At 72.9% G+C, this 16,540-nt stretch carries 15 protein-coding genes; 3 read left to right on the top strand and 12 right to left on the bottom strand.

Annotated elements, in window-relative coordinates:
* Nucleotides 1–5 precede the first annotated feature (5 nt).
* Nucleotides 6–1,370, bottom strand: coding sequence for an MFS transporter (locus AB0D44_RS01370; protein WP_362582662.1), 1,365 nt, complete (start codon nucleotides 1,368–1,370; stop codon nucleotides 6–8).
* Nucleotides 1,367–2,014 carry a GntR family transcriptional regulator gene (locus AB0D44_RS01365; RefSeq protein WP_362582659.1) on the bottom strand — a complete coding sequence of 216 codons (648 nt, stop codon included), beginning with the start codon at nucleotides 2,012–2,014 and terminating at the stop codon, nucleotides 1,367–1,369. Before AB0D44_RS01365 ends, AB0D44_RS01370 begins: the two co-directional genes overlap by 4 nt.
* 130 nt (nucleotides 2,015–2,144) lie before the next feature.
* Here AB0D44_RS01365 and AB0D44_RS01360 point away from each other — a divergent pair, with 130 nt between their 5' ends.
* Nucleotides 2,145–3,320 carry a DUF418 domain-containing protein gene (locus AB0D44_RS01360; RefSeq protein ID WP_362582656.1) on the top strand — a complete coding sequence of 392 codons (1,176 nt, stop codon included), beginning with the start codon at nucleotides 2,145–2,147 and terminating at the stop codon, nucleotides 3,318–3,320.
* Here AB0D44_RS01360 and AB0D44_RS01355 read toward each other — a convergent pair.
* From AB0D44_RS01355 to AB0D44_RS01340, 4 genes are all read right to left on the bottom strand, one after another.
* Nucleotides 3,313–3,672, bottom strand: coding sequence for a protease inhibitor I42 family protein (locus AB0D44_RS01355; protein WP_362582654.1), 360 nt, complete (start codon nucleotides 3,670–3,672; stop codon nucleotides 3,313–3,315). The two genes, AB0D44_RS01360 and AB0D44_RS01355, sit on opposite strands and share 8 nt — an antisense overlap.
* A 14-nt stretch (nucleotides 3,673–3,686) precedes the next feature.
* The gene (locus tag AB0D44_RS01350; protein WP_362582651.1) at nucleotides 3,687–5,567 is read right to left on the bottom strand and encodes a C1 family peptidase; all 1,881 of its coding nucleotides are present in this window, start codon (nucleotides 5,565–5,567) and stop codon (nucleotides 3,687–3,689) included.
* A 215-nt stretch (nucleotides 5,568–5,782) separates the two neighbouring features.
* On the bottom strand, nucleotides 5,783–5,983 hold the full coding sequence (locus AB0D44_RS01345; protein ID WP_362582648.1) for a DUF397 domain-containing protein: 201 nt from the start codon (nucleotides 5,981–5,983) through the stop codon (nucleotides 5,783–5,785).
* A 4-nt stretch (nucleotides 5,984–5,987) separates the two neighbouring features.
* On the bottom strand, nucleotides 5,988–6,851 hold the full coding sequence (locus tag AB0D44_RS01340) for a helix-turn-helix transcriptional regulator (RefSeq protein ID WP_362582645.1): 864 nt from the start codon (nucleotides 6,849–6,851) through the stop codon (nucleotides 5,988–5,990).
* 221 nt (nucleotides 6,852–7,072) lie between these two features.
* Between AB0D44_RS01340 and AB0D44_RS01335 the strand changes: the two genes are divergently transcribed.
* Together AB0D44_RS01335 and AB0D44_RS01330 are read left to right on the top strand one after the other, a co-directional pair.
* Nucleotides 7,073–7,477 carry an ATP-binding protein gene (locus AB0D44_RS01335; RefSeq protein ID WP_362582642.1) on the top strand — a complete coding sequence of 135 codons (405 nt, stop codon included), beginning with the start codon at nucleotides 7,073–7,075 and terminating at the stop codon, nucleotides 7,475–7,477.
* Nucleotides 7,478–7,584: 107 nt separating this feature from the next.
* Nucleotides 7,585–8,010 carry a PPOX class F420-dependent oxidoreductase gene (locus AB0D44_RS01330; RefSeq protein WP_362582640.1) on the top strand — a complete coding sequence of 142 codons (426 nt, stop codon included), beginning with the start codon at nucleotides 7,585–7,587 and terminating at the stop codon, nucleotides 8,008–8,010.
* 75 nt (nucleotides 8,011–8,085) lie between these two features.
* Here AB0D44_RS01330 and AB0D44_RS01325 read toward each other — a convergent pair whose 3' ends face one another.
* The 6 genes from AB0D44_RS01325 to pdhA form a co-directional block, all read right to left on the bottom strand.
* Nucleotides 8,086–10,857: a PKD domain-containing protein gene (locus AB0D44_RS01325; RefSeq protein ID WP_362582638.1), complete on the bottom strand. Its 2,772-nt coding sequence runs from the start codon at nucleotides 10,855–10,857 to the stop codon at nucleotides 8,086–8,088.
* A gap of 157 nt (nucleotides 10,858–11,014) precedes the next feature.
* A complete protein-coding gene (locus AB0D44_RS01320; protein ID WP_362582635.1) occupies nucleotides 11,015–11,779 on the bottom strand; it encodes a hypothetical protein in 765 nt (254 codons plus the stop codon).
* A 26-nt stretch (nucleotides 11,780–11,805) separates the two neighbouring features.
* Nucleotides 11,806–12,744 carry a GNAT family N-acetyltransferase gene (locus AB0D44_RS01315; RefSeq protein WP_362582632.1) on the bottom strand — a complete coding sequence of 313 codons (939 nt, stop codon included), beginning with the start codon at nucleotides 12,742–12,744 and terminating at the stop codon, nucleotides 11,806–11,808.
* A 108-nt stretch (nucleotides 12,745–12,852) separates the two neighbouring features.
* Nucleotides 12,853–14,265 (bottom strand): dihydrolipoamide acetyltransferase family protein, encoded by a 1,413-nt coding sequence (locus AB0D44_RS01310; protein WP_362582629.1) that lies wholly within the window; start codon nucleotides 14,263–14,265, stop codon nucleotides 12,853–12,855.
* 12 nt (nucleotides 14,266–14,277) lie between these two features.
* Complete coding sequence (locus AB0D44_RS01305; protein WP_362582626.1) at nucleotides 14,278–15,258, bottom strand: alpha-ketoacid dehydrogenase subunit beta; 981 nt, start codon at nucleotides 15,256–15,258, stop codon at nucleotides 14,278–14,280.
* Between the two features lie 5 nt (nucleotides 15,259–15,263).
* Nucleotides 15,264–16,463 (bottom strand): pyruvate dehydrogenase (acetyl-transferring) E1 component subunit alpha, encoded by a 1,200-nt coding sequence (gene pdhA, locus AB0D44_RS01300; RefSeq protein WP_362582623.1) that lies wholly within the window; start codon nucleotides 16,461–16,463, stop codon nucleotides 15,264–15,266.
* Between the last annotated feature and the right edge of the window lie 77 nt (nucleotides 16,464–16,540).

Below are 16,540 nucleotides of genomic sequence, written 5' to 3'. Positions count from 1 at the left end.
CGGGCCTACTGTGACCCGTGCCCCGACGTCTCCGGAAGGGGACACGCGCGAGGGGCCCGCTCCGGTTGCGGGGCCTGCGGGGAGTGCGGAAGCTGCGGGGCCTGCGGCGCGGCGACCACGGCCCGGGCTGCGGCTTCGCGCGACAGCGCCGGGCCGCGCAGCCGCAGGATGCGGGTGACGCCGAGCGCCTCCACGGCGAACACCGTGGAGAAGGCGATGCGGTAGTTCTCGCCGGTGGCGTCCAGGAGGACGCCCACCGCCAGCAGGGTGGTCATCGAGGCGATGAAGCCGCCCATGTTCGTGATCCCGGAGGCGGTGCCCTGGCGGTCCGGCGGGTTGGCCGGGCGGGCGAAGTCGAAGCCGATCATCGACGCCGGCCCGCAGGAGCCCAGCACCAGGCACAGCGTGACCAGCAGCCACATCGGCGCCCGGTCGCCCGGGTGGACGAGGACCGCCGCCCACAGCAGGGCCGTCAGCCCCACCGTGCCCAGGGCCAGCGGTATCCGTGCGGACTGCCGGCGGCCGACGATCTGGCCGTAGACCAGGCCGAGCGCCATGTTCGAGGCCACGATCAGCGTCAGCAGCCCGCCCGCCGTGGCCCGGGACAGCCCCTGGGCCTCCACCAGGAACGGCATGCCCCACAGCAGCAGGAACACCATCGCCGGGAACTGCGTGGTGAAGTGCACCCACAGGCCCAGCCGGGTGCCCGGTTCGCTCCAGGACTCGCGGATCTGACGGCGGACGAAACCCCCGCCCGTGCCCCGCGCGACCGGCGGCGGCGCATGCCCCTCCGGGTGGTCGCGCAGGAACAGCACCAGCGGGACCAGGACCACCACTCCCGCCGCCGCGCTCCCCGCGAAGGCCGCGACCCAGCCGACCCCGTGCAGCACGGGCGCCAGGACCAGCGTGGAGACGAGGTTGCCCGCCATGCCGACCAGCCCGGCCAGCTGCGCCATCAGCGGCCCGCGCCGGGCCGGGAACCACCGGGTGCCGAGCCGCAGCACCGAAATGAAGGTCATGGCATCGCCGCAGCCCAGCAGGGCCCGGGCGGCGAGGGCCATCTCGTAGGAGGGGGACAGCGCGAAGCCGAGCTGTCCGGCGGTGAACAGGACGGCCCCGAGCGTCAGCACCCGCTTGGTGCCGAGCCGGTCCACCATCAGTCCCACCGGTATCTGCATCCCCGCGTACACCAGGAGCTGGAGCAGCGAGAAGGTCGCCAGCGCCGAGGCGTTGACGTGGAAGCGGTCGGCGGCGTCGAGTCCGGCCACACCCAGGCTGGTACGGAAGATCACCGCCACGAAGTAGACCGCGACGCCGATGGACCACACGGCGACGGCCTTCCGCCCGCCGGGTGGGTCGAGCGCGCTCACCGGGCGTCCCCGCGCATCAGGCTTCCGACCCTGCCCAGGTGCGCCCGTACGCAGGCCGCCGCCCGGTCCGCGTCGCCCGCCCGCAGCGCCGACAGGACCTCGCGGTGTTCGACGAGGTTCTGCGCGACCCGGTCCGGATGGGCGTGCATCACCGCGACGCCCATCCGCAGCTGCCGGTCGCGCAGTTGGTCGTAGAGGCGGGAGAGGATCTGGTTGCCGGCGTGCCGGACGATCTCGGCGTGGAAGCAGCGGTCCAGGGCCGCGAAGGCCGCCAGGTCCCCGTCGTCCGCGTGCCGCTCCTGGGCCCGCACCAGCTCCTCCAGCCTCTCGAGGAGCACGGCCGGGGCCGGGACGGCCCGCCGCACGGTGAACTCCTCCACCAGCAGCCGGGTTTCGACCACGTCCGCGATCTCCTGCGCCGACACGGGCAGGACCAGCGCGCCCTTCTTCGGGTAGAGCCGGATCAGCCCCTCCGTCTCCAGGCGCAGCAGTGCCTCGCGCACCGGCGTGCGGGACACGCCCACGGCCTCGGCGACCTCGCCCTCGGTGAGGAGCGTGCCGCCCTCGTACCGACGGTCGAGGACGCCCTGCTTGATGTGCCGGTAGACGCGGTCGGCGGCGGGTGCGGGGGCGGATGCAGGCATGTGCACAGCATAGATACATGCTGCGTACAGCCTGGTCGTGTCTCAGGATCCAAGACTGCATCGAAGGATGTACCGCGGGTTCGTCCACCGGCACGACGTGCGGGGCCCCGCGCGCCGGGACGCTGAAGTCATGGCCGATACCCTGACCACCGTCCCGGCGGGCCCGCTGAGCACCCGGCTCCCCCTCCTCGACGTCCTGCGCGGCGCCGCGATCCTCGGCACGCTCATGACCAACGTCTGGATCTTCGCCTCGCCCGGCTCGGAATGGGGCGTGCTCCAGGGCGGGCTCACCACCCCGGACCCGGTCGCCGACCCCTCGGTCGCGCACCTCGCCGAGAGCGTCTTCCGCTTCCTGGCGGACGGCAAGTTCCTGGCCCTGCTGACGGTCCTGTTCGGGGTGGGCCTGGCCATCCAGTACGACTCCGCCGCCCGCCGCGGCGAGCCGTGGCCCGGCCGCTACCCGCGACGCGCCGCCTTCCTCTTCGCCGAGGGAACCGTCCACTTCGTCCTCGTCTTCGCCTGGGACGTGCTGATGGGGTACGCCGTCACCGCCCTCCTCGTCGCCTGGCTCCTCGCCCGTTCCGAGAAGGTCCGCCGGCGTGCCATGTGGACGGCAGCCTCCGTGCACCTGGCCCTCCTCGCCCTGCTGACGCTCGCCGACCTGAGCTCCTCGGGCGCAGCGCCCCGGGGGCCGGACCCGGCCGCCGTCGCGCTGTACGCGCACGGCGGCTACGCCGACCAGATCGTCTTCCGGCTGGAGCACCTCCCCGCCCTGCGGATCGAGGCCGTCTTCTCCTTCGGGCTGCTGGTGTTCCTGTTCCTCCTCGGCGTCCGGCTGCACCGCGCGGGCGCCTTCACCGCCACCGCCGAAGGCCGGCGCATACGGACCCGGATGGCCCTGTGGGGCCTGGCCCTCGGACTTCCGCTGAACGCGGCGGCCACGCTGGGCGGCGACGCCTTCTTCCTCCTGGGCCGCTACGGGGCCGCGCCGCTCGTCGCCGTCGGCTACATCGGGCTGATCGGCGTCGCCCTGGACCGGCTGTGGATCCCTCGGGCCCTCACCACCGCCCTCGGCTCGATCGGCCGCACGGCCCTGACCTGCTACGTCACGCAGAACCTGCTGTGCATGCTGCTCTGCTACGGCTTCGGACTGGGCCTGGCCGACCGGCTCGCCGGGACCGGCCCCTGGTGGGTCATGGGCCTGTGGGCGGCCGTCGGGGCTGCGCTGGCCGCCGGGTCGTGGCTGTGGCTGCGCCGCTTCGACCGGGGGCCGCTGGAGTCCGTACAGCGCTGGGCGCTCAGGTGACCTCCACGTCCAGGACGAACTCGTCGTACGGGGCCTCGTCGGGGTAGGGCGGCCGGATCTGCGCGAACCGGATCCGGGCCCGGCCGCCGCCCGGAGGACGGCCCCGTACGACGTACGTGCGCTCCACCGGCGCCCCCGGTACCGGGCGGCCCGCCCCGGCCTCGCCGGCCGGCACCGCCGCCCCGGCCTCGTCGGCCCCGGGCTCCACGGAGAGCGCCGGGCCCTCCGACACCGCCACCACGTCCGCGTCCCCGGTGACCTGCCAGGTCCACACGTACCCGCGCGCCCCGCGCCCGGACAGCCGCAGCTCGTACGCCTCACCGGGGCTCAGCACGACGCTCCGTACCTCCACGCGCCCCCGTCCTCTCAACCGGGGCCGATGACCGGCCCCTCGTGCCAGCCGGCGCCGTCCCGCCAGTAGTGCTGGAGCAGGCGGTCGGTGCGCAGGACGATCACCTCCAGGTTGAACCCGAAACTGCCCTGGAGCATCCCCGTGACCGCCCGCACGTCGTGCCCGAAGACCGCGCTGCGGGTCCAGTCCGAGCCGCTCGCGTTGCCCCGCCACCAGTGCTCGACGCGCCCGCCGTCAACGGCCACGCACAGCTCGTAGTTCCCGGCCGTGTCCTCGTCCACGGCCCCGTACTGCCCCTCGATCAGGCAGGGTGCGCAGACCGCCCCGGCGCCGAAGACCTCCCCGGCCCGCCACACGAAGCCGTGCGCGTCGTCGCGCCACCACAGCTGCATGCGGCCGTCGGCACGCGCCGCGACGAGGTCCAGGCGGCGGGAGCGGGTCTGCACGAGGGCGGGGCCGTAGTGGGCGATGCCCGAGGCGAAGCGGCCGCCGTCGTTCCAGGTCCAGGGGGCGCCGTTGATCCGCCACCAGTGGTTCAGGCGGCCGTCCGCGGTCCGCACGACCACCTCGAAGTTGCCCGGCTTGCCGTAGTCGCTCTGGATGAAGGCCGGGGTCGAGCCGACGGACGCGTCGCCCGGCCCGAAGGCGCCGCCGTCGCGCCAGACGCCGGCGGACTGCTCGTAGTACCAGTGGCGCAGCCGGCCGCCGGTGGTCACGTGCAGGGACTCCATGTTCCGGTTGTAGGTGGTGCCGGTGAAGGCGGGCGGGCCCGAGGCGTCGTTCGCGAAGGTGCCCGCGCGGGCCCACACGTGGGGCGCGTCGCCCTCGCGCCACCAGTGCTGGAGGCGGCCGCCGCCGGCCCGCGCGAGCAACTCGAAGTTGCGGTGGGCGCGGCCGTTGCCGCTCTCGTAGACGTTGCCGGCGTGCAGGCGGCGCTTGCTCCACGGGTCGATGTTGGTGTCGTGCAGGCCGCACTTGGCCCAGTAGTCGATGTTGACCTCGCCGTAGGCGATCCGGCCGTAGCCGCCGACGTGGTAGCCCGTGCCCCAGGAGTTCTTGAACAGCCAGCAGCCCGCCGCGTCGTCGTACCCGACGACCAGTACGCAGTGGCCGCCCGCGAACCGGTCGCTGGTGCGGTGGTAGACCCCGGCCCCCAGGGCGAAGAAGTCGTCGTACACGTCGAAGCAGGCGGTCAGCGGGCCGACGGTGTCGAGCCAGACCTTCTGCTGCTCGACGTCGCCGAGCCGGACGTGGTGGCCGATCCGGACGGTCCGGCCCGAACGGTCCCAGCTGGGCGTGTACTCGGCGCGCCAGGCCTCGCGCCGGGCGGCGGGCAGACCGGCGGGCGGGGTGCTGTACGGCCAGCAGTCCGGATCGGCGAGCCCGCCGTTGGTCCTGATCCAGTCCAGGGCGGTCTCGGGGTTGCCGCCCTGCCCGCAGCTGAGCCTGAGCCCGTCGCGGACGTCCCCCTCGGAGCGCTCCGCCCACACGCAGTGCTCGATCCGGGCCATGGACTCCACCAGCCCGGCGGCGCCGAAGGCCCAGCAGGAACCGCACGGGTTCTGGTCCTTCACCTTGGTGATCCAGGACCGGCCCCAGCGGCTGCGCCAGTCGACGGCGGCGGGCCGCACGCCCGCCCGGGTGCCGGGGAGGAGCCCGTGGGCGGCCCGGCGGCGGGTGAGGTGCGGATTGCCGCTCGCGTGCCCGATCAGCGCCCGCAGGTCGGCGCCGCGGACCGCCTCGGCGGGAGTCAGGTTCGCCCCGGGCTCCAGACCGAGCGAGGGCCTCGGCAGCGGGTCCTCGTCGGCCAGGTGCTCGAGGACCGACCACCGCGCCCCGTGCGCCGCGAGCCGTGCCCGCAACTCCCCCGCTGTCTGGACAGATTCCTCCGGCATGGCGGCCCCCCAGCTGCACCCGTGCGGATCCCCGACGGGGGAGCGTCTCCCCGCGTCCGGGCCCCGTCAAGGGGGTCCGTACGGTCGCGCGGTCGCACGCGGGGGCTCCCCACGGCGCGCGGTACGGGGCCGTGATCAGCCCGTGCCGGTGGGCCGACACGCCCGACCCGGACGGGGCGGCACCTCCGCGAACTCCGCGACGGCGAGGACCCGGGTCACCGGCCGCGGAGCCGCCCCCCGAGGACCCCGGCCGCGAAGTCGGCCCACGCCGCGTCGGCAAACCGGATGACGGGCCCGCCGCCCTGCTTGCTGTCCCGAACGGCCACCGTCCCCACCACGTTCGCCGCCACTTCAACGCACTCCGAGTTGGCCTGGTCGTCGCTGTAGCTGGACTTCACGAACTCGAACTCGTTCATGGGCTTACATACCTTTGCTGATGGCTTCGATCAGGACGAGGGAGTCGTGCGGCGCAAGACTCAGACGTGACACCCGGTCGAATGCCTCCCTGTACGCCTCGTTGGCCTCAGCCCCCTCTGCCCACAGGGTAGAGCCGATGGCCTCGGCATAACCGACGTCCAGTGCCCCCGGTTCGGCGAACGAGACGATGTTGAACGAGCTTTTGACACCGTGGTGCCTGCCGGGCCCGAAGGGCAGCACCTGAACGTGCACGTGGGGCAGCTCCGCCATCCGCACCAGATGGTCGAGTTGCCCGCGCATCACCTCCCCGTCACCGACCTCGTTGCGCAGGGCGGCCTCCCACAGCACCGCATGGAACTCCAGCGGTTCGTCGTCCCACAGCCGCGCCTGCCGCTTGATCCGCGTCGTGACCAGGGCCTCGATCTCGTCCGGATGCGACCAGTTGGAGGTGACGCCCAGCGCCCTGATGTACTCCGGGGTCTGCAGCAGGCCGGGGATCAGAGCGGGCTGCCACGTACGGATGCGCATGGCGACCTCCTCCATCGCGATGTACTCGCCCAGCCCTCCCACGATGGGCGTCTGCTGCCACCAGCCCTTGGCCTTGCGCCGCTCGCGGTCCAGCTTGGCCAGGGACAGCAGCCTGCGCACGACCGCCTCGTCCCCCACGTCGTACAGCTTGCACAGGGCCACGATGTCGGGGTCGCGGAACGGGACCCAGCCCCGCTCCATTTTGGCGATCTTGGCCGCGGTAGCGCTCAGCACCTGGGCCGCCTGCGGCTGGGTGAGTCCCGCCGCATCGCGCAAGCGGAGCAGCTCACCGCCCAGTCGGCGCGCGAGCACCGTGGATACCCGGTTGTCCGTGGGCACTTGTCCACCTCCTCGTACCTGGGGCAGTCTTCCGCGCCCGGCCGCGGCCGCACAACCACCCCTGGGGATAGATTTCCCCGGAATAGCTTGCACCCGCAGTGCTCCCGCCCCTACGGTCGGTGACGAACTGCTCACCGCAGAGCCACAGTTGGCGGAAGCGCACCGGGCTGCCCCGCACCGGCACCGGCAATGCCACCGCCCGCACAGGAGGTGCCGACACGATGGACGAGCCCATCCGGTACGACGTACGGAACTACCCGCCCCGGCAGGACTCGGTGCCCGCCGCCCGGCGGTGGGCCGCATGGCTGGCCGTCGCGTGGGGGCAGCCCGGGCTGGCTTCGGATGTCGCCCTGCTGACCAGCGAGTTGACCACCAACGCATTGCTGCACGGCTCGGTGCGGGACCGGCACCTGCGGGTCGAGGTGGAGCTCACCGGAGCAGTGCTCCGCATCGCGGTCAGCGATCCGAAGGGAGAGCGCCGGCCCGTACGGCGGGCGGCGGGGGACGACGAGCAGTACGGGCGCGGCCTGCACGTCGTGAGCCTGCTCTCGCAGCGGTGGGGGTCCTCGGACCGGGTCGTCGGCAAGACGGTGTGGGCCGAACTGGCGCTCCATGCCTCCGGCTAGGGTTTCCGCAGGGGGAACTGGGCGTCACGCGACCGGACGTGACGAAGACGGGTCCGGCCCGGCGCACTCCAGGCGGTCGCCTGTCCACGCCAACTAGCCTTGCTCGCATGACCGTTGAGCTGAACGAAACCGTGCGCGGACTGCTGGACGCACCGCATCCCGCCGTCCTGTCGACCATCAACCCCGACGGGAGCCCGCAGAGTTCCGTGGTCTGGGTGTCCCGCGACGGCGGGGACCTGCTGATATCCACCGAACAGGGCCGCCGCAAGGAGCGCAACATCGTCCGGGACGGGCGGGTCGGCCTGACCGTCTTCGACCTGGCCAACCCCTTCCTCTACGCCGAGATCCGCGGCAAGGCCACCGTCACCGAGGACGCCGGCCGCGCGGTCGCCGTCCGCATCGCCGAGGAGTACCTCGGCCCGGGCGCCGGCAAGGAGTACCAGGACGCCCCGGCCGACGAAGTCCGCGTCGTCGTCCGCATCACCCCGACCCGGGTCCTCGGCAACGCGGCACGCGCCGCCGGCGAGGGCTGAGGCGGCGCAGCACAGCCGGGAGCCCCGGCCTCCGCTCGGTGTGCGGCGGCCGGGGCTCCGGTGCAGGTCGGACGGCTAGCCCTGCGTGAAGTAGCCGAGCAAGTCGGTGATCACGTGGTTGGCGCCGCCCCAGCTGTTGAAGACGCTGACCTTGCCGTCCCCGACCGGGGTGGTGACGTGGTTCGGGACCGTCAGGCCCGGCAGCGTGTTGAGGCTGCTCGCGTCCGTACGCGCGGTTCCGTACCCGTGGACGGTCAGGAAGCCGGCGGCGGTGGTGTCGGTCGCGGTCACGTTCAGCACCGCGCCGACCGCGTTCGCCGGCAGGCCGGCCACGGTCGTGGTCGCGCCCGGGGCGACCTTGCCCGTGGTGCGGGTGTCGGCCAGGCGCTTGGGTACGACCGGGGTGAACAGGGCCTTGCCGTCCTTGCCGTAGTACCCGACCGCGTCGACGACCAGGTGCGTGGAACCGGCGTTGTTGTAGAGGGTGATCGTCCCGTTCGGACCGACCGGGACGATGGCCTGGTTGGACTTGTCCTTGCCCGGCTCCGGGTTCAGGTTCGAGGTCACGGGCCGCTTCGCCGGGTCCGGGTAGGCGATCACGTGCGTGTCGGCCGTCGTGCCGGTGCTGGTCAGGTTCAGCGCGACGGCCGTGGCGTCCGCGGGGATGCCGTTGACGCCCGCGACCTTGACCGTACGGGTCGTGCCGCCGGCCACCGCGCCGCCCGACGTGCGGGTGTCGGCGAGCCGGGCCGGGGTGACCGGGCTGAAGCGCTGGCCGATGTTCGGCTGGTAGTAGCCCACGAAGTCGACGACCAGGTCCGCCTGCCCGGCGTTGAGCCGGAATCCCACGCTGCCGTGGGCGCTGACCGGGACGGTCACCGTGTTGGAGGAGGTGCCGCCCGCCCGGACGTTGACGTTCGAGGTCGCCGGGGCGTCCTGCTGCTGGGGGGACACGCTGAGGTGGGTGTCCTGGGTGGCGCCGGTGACGGTGACGTTGAGGACCACCGAGGCCATACCGCCCGACATGACGTGGTCCGGCAGGTTGATGCCGACCGGCATGATCTGGGAGCTGGTCACGCCGCCGTACAGCGGACGGCCGGTGGTGCGGGTGTCCGCGAGGCGGAAGGGCGCGGTGGCGACGTAGCCGGAGGCCGCGTAGTCGACCCGGACGGTCCGGCTGACCGTGGACGTCCCGCCCTTGGTGTCCCGGAGCCCCAGGGACACCTTGTAGTCGCCCGGCGTGTTGTAGGTGTGCCGGACGGTCGACAGGGCCTCACCGGACTCGGAGGAGCCGTCACCGAAGTCCACCTCCACGCGCTCCAGCGGCCACGGCGTCGAAGAGGCGGCCGGGTCGACCGAGAGGGTCAGCGGGGCGACGCGCCCGATCGGGTTGTCCGAGGTCGGCAGGACCGGCGCGGTGCTGAAGCTGCCGGTCAGCGGGCCGGCCGCGGTCACCTTGACGGTCTTGTCCGCGGTGGCCGTGCGGCCCGCGGCGTTGACCGCCGTCACCCTCACGAGGTACTCGCCCGGCTTGCCGTAGACGTGCTCGGCCAGAGCGTTCGGGCCGTCGCCCTGCCGGGTGACGACGGGTTCCGTACCGTCACCGAAGTCGACGCGGTAGCTCATCGTGGTCGGCCACCGGCTGTCCGAGACGGCCCGGACCTGCACCTGTGTCCCGGCCGGCGCCCAGGGCTGGTCGACCGTCATCCAGGTGGCGCTCAGCGCGTCGTTGACCTCCTGGGCACCGCGGTCGAGGTACCCGCCGTCCTTCCCGGTGTTGGGCGTGAGCGGGTCGTCCAGGGCCGGGAAGCCGTCGGCGTCGGTGGGCAGTACGCCCGGCGCCGTCGCGTCGGCGGAGTCGATGACCAGGGAGCCCTCCCCCAGGTGGACGTTCTCCGCCGTCGGGGTGAGGATGTCGTGCGCGCCCTGGCCGGTGCCGGCCCGGAAGGCCGCGAGGTCCTTGTACGTGGTGCCGGACCAGCTGTAGGGCACCGGGGCGGGGTTGCTCTCGTTGCCGACGACGAGGTTGTAGTCGGCGCGGGTGCCCGTCGTCGCGCTCTGCGACACCAGAACGGCGTTGCGCGGATCGGCGGCGGCCGTGCACTCGGCGGCGCCGCCCGCGGTCCAGATCACGTTGTTGAACAGGCCGGCGCCGGTCGTGGCTCCCGTGACCGAGAGGCTCGCCGCGCAGTAGCCGTAGACCGTGTTGTTGGTGACGACCGTGCCCGGCGCGTCCACGGCGGCGACCGCCGGGACGGCGGCGCCGTAGATCACGTTGCGGCTGAGCACGGTGTTCCGCGCGCCGCCGTCGATCCGGACGCCCGACAGCGTGCTGCGGGTCAGCCGGACGTCCGTGCTCCCCTCACCGATCCGTACGGAGGCGGCGGACGGCACCCTGCTCGTCTGGACGTGGTCCAGCTCGACATCGCTGGAGCGGGTGACGTGGAGGCCGGTGCCGGCCAGCACGCCACGCAGCACCACGTGGGAGGCACCGTTGACGAGGACCGGGCCCTTGCCCGAGCGCACCAGCACGGGATCGTCCGCCGACCCGTCGGAGACGAAGCTGATCGGCTTGCCCGGTTCTCCGGAACGGTCGATGGTGACCGCCTCGACGTAGATCTTGCCCGGCTTGATGCGGACGGTCTGCCCCGGTACCACGACCTTGGCCGCCGCCGAGATCGTGCAGTACGGCACGGCCTGCGTGCCGGACCCGGCGTCGGAGCAGTTCGACCCGTCCTGGTTGTTGACGTGGAGCGACGTCGGGGCATCGGCGGCGGCGGCACCGGGAACGCCGAGGAGAGTGACGAGACCTGCGGTCAGCAGGACCGTCGCACGAGTGGGACGCAAAGGTTTCCTTCATGAAAGAGGTGATGTCAAGCCGTCACGGGCACGGCGCCGCACGACTGGTAGACGTCCACTTCCCCCAGCGACAGTCGGGCGCACGTAAACCCGTGAAGACAAGGATCATCATCCATTGGCCGAAAGCCGATGTCACCCCATCGGCCTACGGCAATCCCGGCCGCACCGCCGCCCACGCGTCGACCGCCTCCGCCAACGGCTCGCCGTCCGGCAGGTGCGGGCGGACGAGGGCCAGCCACGGGAGCAGGTTCTTGATGCGGCGCAGGTGCAGGATGCGCGCGCGGGGCAGGTCGCGCCAGGTGCGGGCCTGCGCGGCCGCCTCCTGCGGGGTCAGGTCGATCAGCGCCAGCAGCTCCCGGCACAGGGCCGCCGGGTCGCCGCCGCGCTCCGGGCCGAACTCCCGGATCAGGTAACCGCGTACGGCGGCGAGCTCGGCCCCCCGGGCCAGCTCGCCCGCCCCCTCGGCCTGCGCGCAGCGGTGGGTGGCGGCCAGAGCCACCCGGCCCCAGCGCAGCCGGACCGCGTCCGGCACCGCGTCGTCCTGCATCCACCCGACCGCCAGGGCGCGCAGCGTGCGCGGCGGGGGATCGTCGCCCAGCGCAGGGTCCGTGGCCAGCCAGTCCTCCAGCTCCTCCAGGGAGTGCCCGTCCGGCGGCACCGAGGTCAGCACCTGACCGCGGCTGAGCAGCGCGACCACGGCGCCCGTGAGGTGGACCTTCGCGACGTGCCCGGCGTCGAAGAAGCCGACGGTGCGCCCGTACCGCTCGATGCGGCGCAGCCCCAGCCGCAACTCGCCCACCGCGTAGACCTGCCCGGCCCGCGCCACCCCGCCGACGCAGCGGACCACGCACACACCGCCCGTGGCGTCGGCCTCCTCGACGGAGTACACCTGCAACTCGGCTATCGACACGCCGGGAGGCTACCCGGTCCGGCCCGTCAGCGTGACGGGCCTTCCAGGACGAGGCGGATCTCCGTCACCTCGTACCCGGCCCGGTCGAAAGCGGCCGCCATGGGCGCGTTGACGGTGTCGGTGGTGGCGGTGATGCGCTCGGCGCCCGCCGCGGCGTGGAAGCGGGTGATCTCGGCCAGGACCTCGTCGATCAGGCCCCGGCCGCGCTGCTCCGGTACGACGCCCAGGTAGCCCACGTTGCGGTGGTACGGGGTCGCGGAAGGGATGGCCATGCCGGCGAGGGTGCCGTCCGGCAGCTCGGCCAGGCGCCACCACGAGCGCTCGCCGGGGCAGTCGCGGTAGAACTCGACGTCCTCGCGGGCCAGCTGCTCCGGATCCATCGACCGGAGCTCGGTCTGCGTGTGCAGATCGAGGCTGCCGGCCGACAGCCGGGCGAAGGCGTCCAGGAACTCCTCGTCGGTGCCCTCGCGGAACACCAGCCGACCGGTGGGTGCGGCGGGGGCTCCGGCGGCCGGGGTCCACTCGTAGCGCAGGCGCTCGATCTCGGAGGTCAGACCGGCCTCGTACGCCGCCTTCTGCCGCCAGGCGACCGCGTCGGCCAGGGCCGGGTCGGTCCGCCAGTCGCGGGGCAGCGAGATGTTGTAGTCCGGGAGGTTGCCGAAGGCGGCGTGTCCGGCGGCGAGCAGCCCGGCGGCCAGGGCGGCCGGGTCGGCCACCGAGGACCGCACCTGGAGGCAGTCGAGCGCGATGGGCCGCTCGCTGTCGGCGCGGCCCCACCACAGGGCGCGGGCCAGGACCTGCCCGTCCTCGTCCTCGGCGAACCAGATCCACTCGGGCCGGAACCGGTTCCCGGCGAGCTCCTCACGGATCCGCTCGGCGGTCAGGGCGGGGACGGGGCCGTCGGCCGGGTAGGCGAAGGCGCGGTCCAGGTCGGTGGCGTCTGCGGTGGCAGGTCGAAAGAGCATCCGGCGATGATCACATGAAGCGGCCGCACCGGCCAGGGAGTTCGGGAACGGCCGCAGGCCGGCCCCCGCCTCGCGGGGGCCGGCCTGCGGGATGTGCGTCGTCGTCCGTCACGCCCAGGTGATCAGGCGGCGGGGGTGTTCCAGGACCGCCGCGATGTCGGCGAGGAACTTGGAGCCGAGCTCACCGTCGATGAGGCGGTGGTCGAACGACAGCGCGAGGGTGGTGACCTGGCGCGGCTTCACCTTGCCCTTGTGGACCCACGGCTGGAGCTTGATCGCGCCGACCGCGAGGATCGCGGACTCGCCCGGGTTCAGGATGGGCGTACCGGTGTCGACGCCGAAGACGCCGACGTTGGTGATGGTGAGGGTGCCGTTCTGCATGTCCGCCGGCGAGGTCTTGCCCTCGCGGGCCGTGGCGACCAGCTCGGACAGGGCCGTCGACAGCTCGCCGAGCGACTTGGCGTGGGCGTCCTTGATGTTCGGGACGATCAGCCCGCGGGGGGTGGCCGCCGCGATGCCCAGGTTGACGTAGTGCTTGAGCACGATCTCCTGGGCCGCCTCGTCCCAGGACGCGTTGACGTCCGGGTTGCGGCGGACGGCCACCAGGACCGCCTTGGCGATGAGGAGCAGCGGGTTGATCCGCAGCCCCGCCAGGTCCGGGTCGTCCTTGAGCTCCTGGACCAGCTTCATCGTGCGGGTCACGTCGAGGGTGATGAACTCGGTGACGTGCGGCGCGGTGAAGGCGGAGCCGACCATGGCCTGGGCGGTGACCTTGCGGACGCCCTTGACCGGGATGCGGGTCTCCCGCGCCGACGTCTCGACCGCCGGGGCCTGGACGGGCGCGGCCGCCGGGGCCTGGACCGCGGCGGGGGCCGGCGCGGCCTGCGGGGCGATCGCCGCGGCGGCCGCCGCGTGGACGTCCTCCCGGGTCACGACCCCGCCGTCGCCGGTGGGGACGACGGAGGCCAGGTCGATGCCGAGGTCCTTGGCGAGCTTGCGCACCGGCGGCTTGGCCAGCGGCCGTTCCGCGGCGGCGTGCCCGTTGCCGTTCACGGCCGGAGCGGCCGGGGCAGCCGCAGCGGCCGGAGCCGCGGGGGCCGCCGGAGCCGTGCCGTTCTGCACGGCCGCGCCCGCCGGGGCCTTGCGCGGGCGGCGCTTCGTGGAGGCCGTGGAGACCCCGTAGCCGACCAGGACGGGCTGGCGCGCCTCGGGGGCCGCCTCCTCCGCCGCGGCGGCGGCCGGGGCCGCCTCCTGGGCGGGAGCCTCGGCGGCCTCGCCGGAGCCGGTCTGCACCGAGATGATCACCTGGCCGACGTCGACCGTGGTGCCCTCCTCGAAGAGGAGCGCGTGCACGACGCCGTCGAACGGGATCGGCAGTTCCACGGCGGCCTTGGCCGTCTCGACCTCGCAGACGACCTGGCCGTCGGTGACCGTGTCACCCGGCTGGACGTACCACTTGAGGATCTCGGCCTCGGTGAGGCCCTCGCCCACGTCGGGCATCTTGAATTCGCGGATGGTCATGAACGTGGCTCCTCAGAACGCCAGCGAGCGGTCGACGGCGTCGAGCACCCGGTCCAGGCCCGGCAGGTACTCGTCCTCCAGGCGGGCCGGCGGGTACGGGGCGTGGAAGCCGCCCACGCGCAGGACCGGCGCCTCCAGGTGGTAGAAGCACCGCTCCGTGATGCGGGCGGCGATCTCCGCGCCCACGCCCAGGAACACCGGCGCCTCGTGGACGACCACGAGCCGGCGGGTCTTCTCCACCGAGGCCTGGATCCCGTCGAAGTCGACCGGGGACATCGACCGCAGGTCGACGACCTCCACCGACTTGCCCTCCTCGGCGGCCGCGGCCGCCGCCTCCAGGCAGACCTTCACCATCGGACCGTAGGCCGCCAGGGTGAGGTCCGAGCCCTCGCGCGCCACGCGCGCCTTGTGCAGCTCGTAGGGGATGGCCTCGACGTCGACCTCGCCCTTGTCCCAGTAGCGGCGCTTCGGCTCGAAGAAGATCACCGGGTCGTCGCTGAGGATCGCCTGCTGGAGCATCCAGTAGGCGTCGCTCGCGTTGGACGGGGAGACCACCTTGAGGCCCGGCACGTGCGCGAAGAGCGCCTCGGGGGACTCGCTGTGGTGCTCGACCGCGCCGATGCCGCCCGCGTACGGGATGCGCACGACGACGGGGAGCTTGATCTTGCCCAGGGCGCGGGCGTGCATCTTCGCGAGCTGCGTGACGATCTGGTCGTACGCGGGGAAGACGAACCCGTCGAACTGGATCTCCACGACCGGCCGGTAGCCGCGCAGCGCGAGGCCGATGGCGGTGCCGACGATGCCCGACTCGGCGAGCGGGGTGTCGATGACCCGCTCCTCGCCGAAGTCCTTCTGCAGTCCGTCGGTGATCCGGAAGACGCCGCCCAGCTTGCCGACGTCCTCGCCCATGATCAGGACCTTGGGGTCCGTGTCCAGGGCCTTGCGCAGCGACTCGTTGAGCGCCTTCGCGATCGACATCTTCTCGATGGCCATGGTGGTCACTCCCCACCCTCGAAGGACGCGAGGTAGGCGGCGAACTGCGCGCGCTCCTCGTCGACGAGCGCGTGCCCGTCCGCGTAGACGTTCTCGAAGATCGCCATGGTGTCGGGGTCGGGCATGGCGCGCACGACCTCGCGCACCCGCTTGCCCAGCGCCTCGCTCTCCGTCTCCAGCTCGGCGAAGAAGGCCTCGTCGGCGCCTCCGGTCGCGAGCAGGTGGGCCTTCAGGCGCAGGATCGGGTCCTTGGCCTCCCAGGCGACGGTCTCCTCGTCCCGGCGGTACTTCGTCGGGTCGTCGGAGGTGGTGTGCGCGCCCATCCGGTACGTGAACGCCTCGACCAGGGTCGGGCCCTCGCCGCGGCGCGCCCGGTCCAGGGCCCAGCGGGTCACGGCCAGGCAGGCCAGCACGTCGTTGCCGTCCACGCGGACGCCCGGGAAGCCGAAGCCCTGGGCGCGCTGGTAGAGCGGGACGCGCATCTGGCGCTCGGTCGGCTCGGAGATCGCCCACTGGTTGTTCTGGCAGAAGAACACCACGGGGGAGTTGTAGACGGCGGAGAAGTTGAAGGCCTCCATCACGTCGCCCTGGCTGGACGCGCCGTCGCCGAAGTAGGCGATGACCGCGGAGTCCGCGCCGTCCTTGGCCACGCCCATCGCATAACCGGTCGCGTGGAGCGTCTGCGAGCCGATGACGATCGTGTAGAGGTGGAAGTTGTTGGTGTTGGGGTCCCAGCCACCGTGGTTCACACCGCGGAACATGCCGAGCAGGTTGGTCGGGTCGACCCCGCGGCACCAGGCCACTCCGTGCTCGCGGTAGGTCGGGAAGACGTAGTCCTCGTCGTTCAGGGCACGGCCGGAGCCGATCTGGGCGGCCTCCTGCCCGAGGAGCGAGGCCCACAGGCCCAGCTCGCCCTGACGCTGCAGGGCGGTCGCCTCCCCGTCGAAACGGCGGGTCAGGACCATGTCGCGGTACAGCCCGCGCAGGTCCTCGGTGGTGATGTCGGCGACGAAGGGGGCGAACTCCGCGTTCTCCGCGTTGTCGACCCGGTCCCCTTCGGGCGTCAGCAGCTGTACGAGCTGAGGTACGGCGTTCTGCGTCTGCGCGGTGGCAGCGGCGGGCTTGGCGGCGCCCGCCGCACCTGCCGCCCGCTTGGTGCCGCTGCTGCGTCGCGGCTTGCGCGCGGCAGTGCTCTCCACGGTCACGTGTGCTCCTCCGTCGGTCCGGCACCCGGGTTCTCCGGGGTCCAGTGCGGCTCACCTGAACCTGTACCCGCGCACGG

It is taken from the genome of Streptomyces sp. NPDC048349 (assembly GCF_040651925.1).
Classification (GTDB): Bacteria; Actinomycetota; Actinomycetes; order Streptomycetales; family Streptomycetaceae; genus Streptomyces.
The sequence above is the reverse complement of the archived record's forward strand: the minus strand, read 5'-3'. Positions and strand labels throughout refer to the sequence as shown.

Excerpts from the sequence above, each read along its gene's own strand:
- AB0D44_RS01365 (WP_362582659.1), bottom strand. The coding sequence starts at position 2,014 with ATGCCTGCATCCGCCCCCGCACCCGCCGCCGACCGCGTCTACCGGCAC.
- AB0D44_RS01360 (WP_362582656.1), top strand. The coding sequence starts at position 2,145 with ATGGCCGATACCCTGACCACCGTCCCGGCGGGCCCGCTGAGCACCCGG.
- AB0D44_RS01350 (WP_362582651.1), bottom strand. The coding sequence starts at position 5,567 with ATGCCGGAGGAATCTGTCCAGACAGCGGGGGAGTTGCGGGCACGGCTC.
- AB0D44_RS01345 (WP_362582648.1), bottom strand. The coding sequence starts at position 5,983 with ATGAACGAGTTCGAGTTCGTGAAGTCCAGCTACAGCGACGACCAGGCC.
- AB0D44_RS01335 (WP_362582642.1), top strand. The coding sequence starts at position 7,073 with ATGGACGAGCCCATCCGGTACGACGTACGGAACTACCCGCCCCGGCAG.
- AB0D44_RS01330 (WP_362582640.1), top strand. The coding sequence starts at position 7,585 with ATGACCGTTGAGCTGAACGAAACCGTGCGCGGACTGCTGGACGCACCG.
- AB0D44_RS01315 (WP_362582632.1), bottom strand. The coding sequence starts at position 12,744 with ATGCTCTTTCGACCTGCCACCGCAGACGCCACCGACCTGGACCGCGCC.
- AB0D44_RS01310 (WP_362582629.1), bottom strand. The coding sequence starts at position 14,265 with ATGACCATCCGCGAATTCAAGATGCCCGACGTGGGCGAGGGCCTCACC.
- AB0D44_RS01305 (WP_362582626.1), bottom strand. The coding sequence starts at position 15,258 with ATGGCCATCGAGAAGATGTCGATCGCGAAGGCGCTCAACGAGTCGCTG.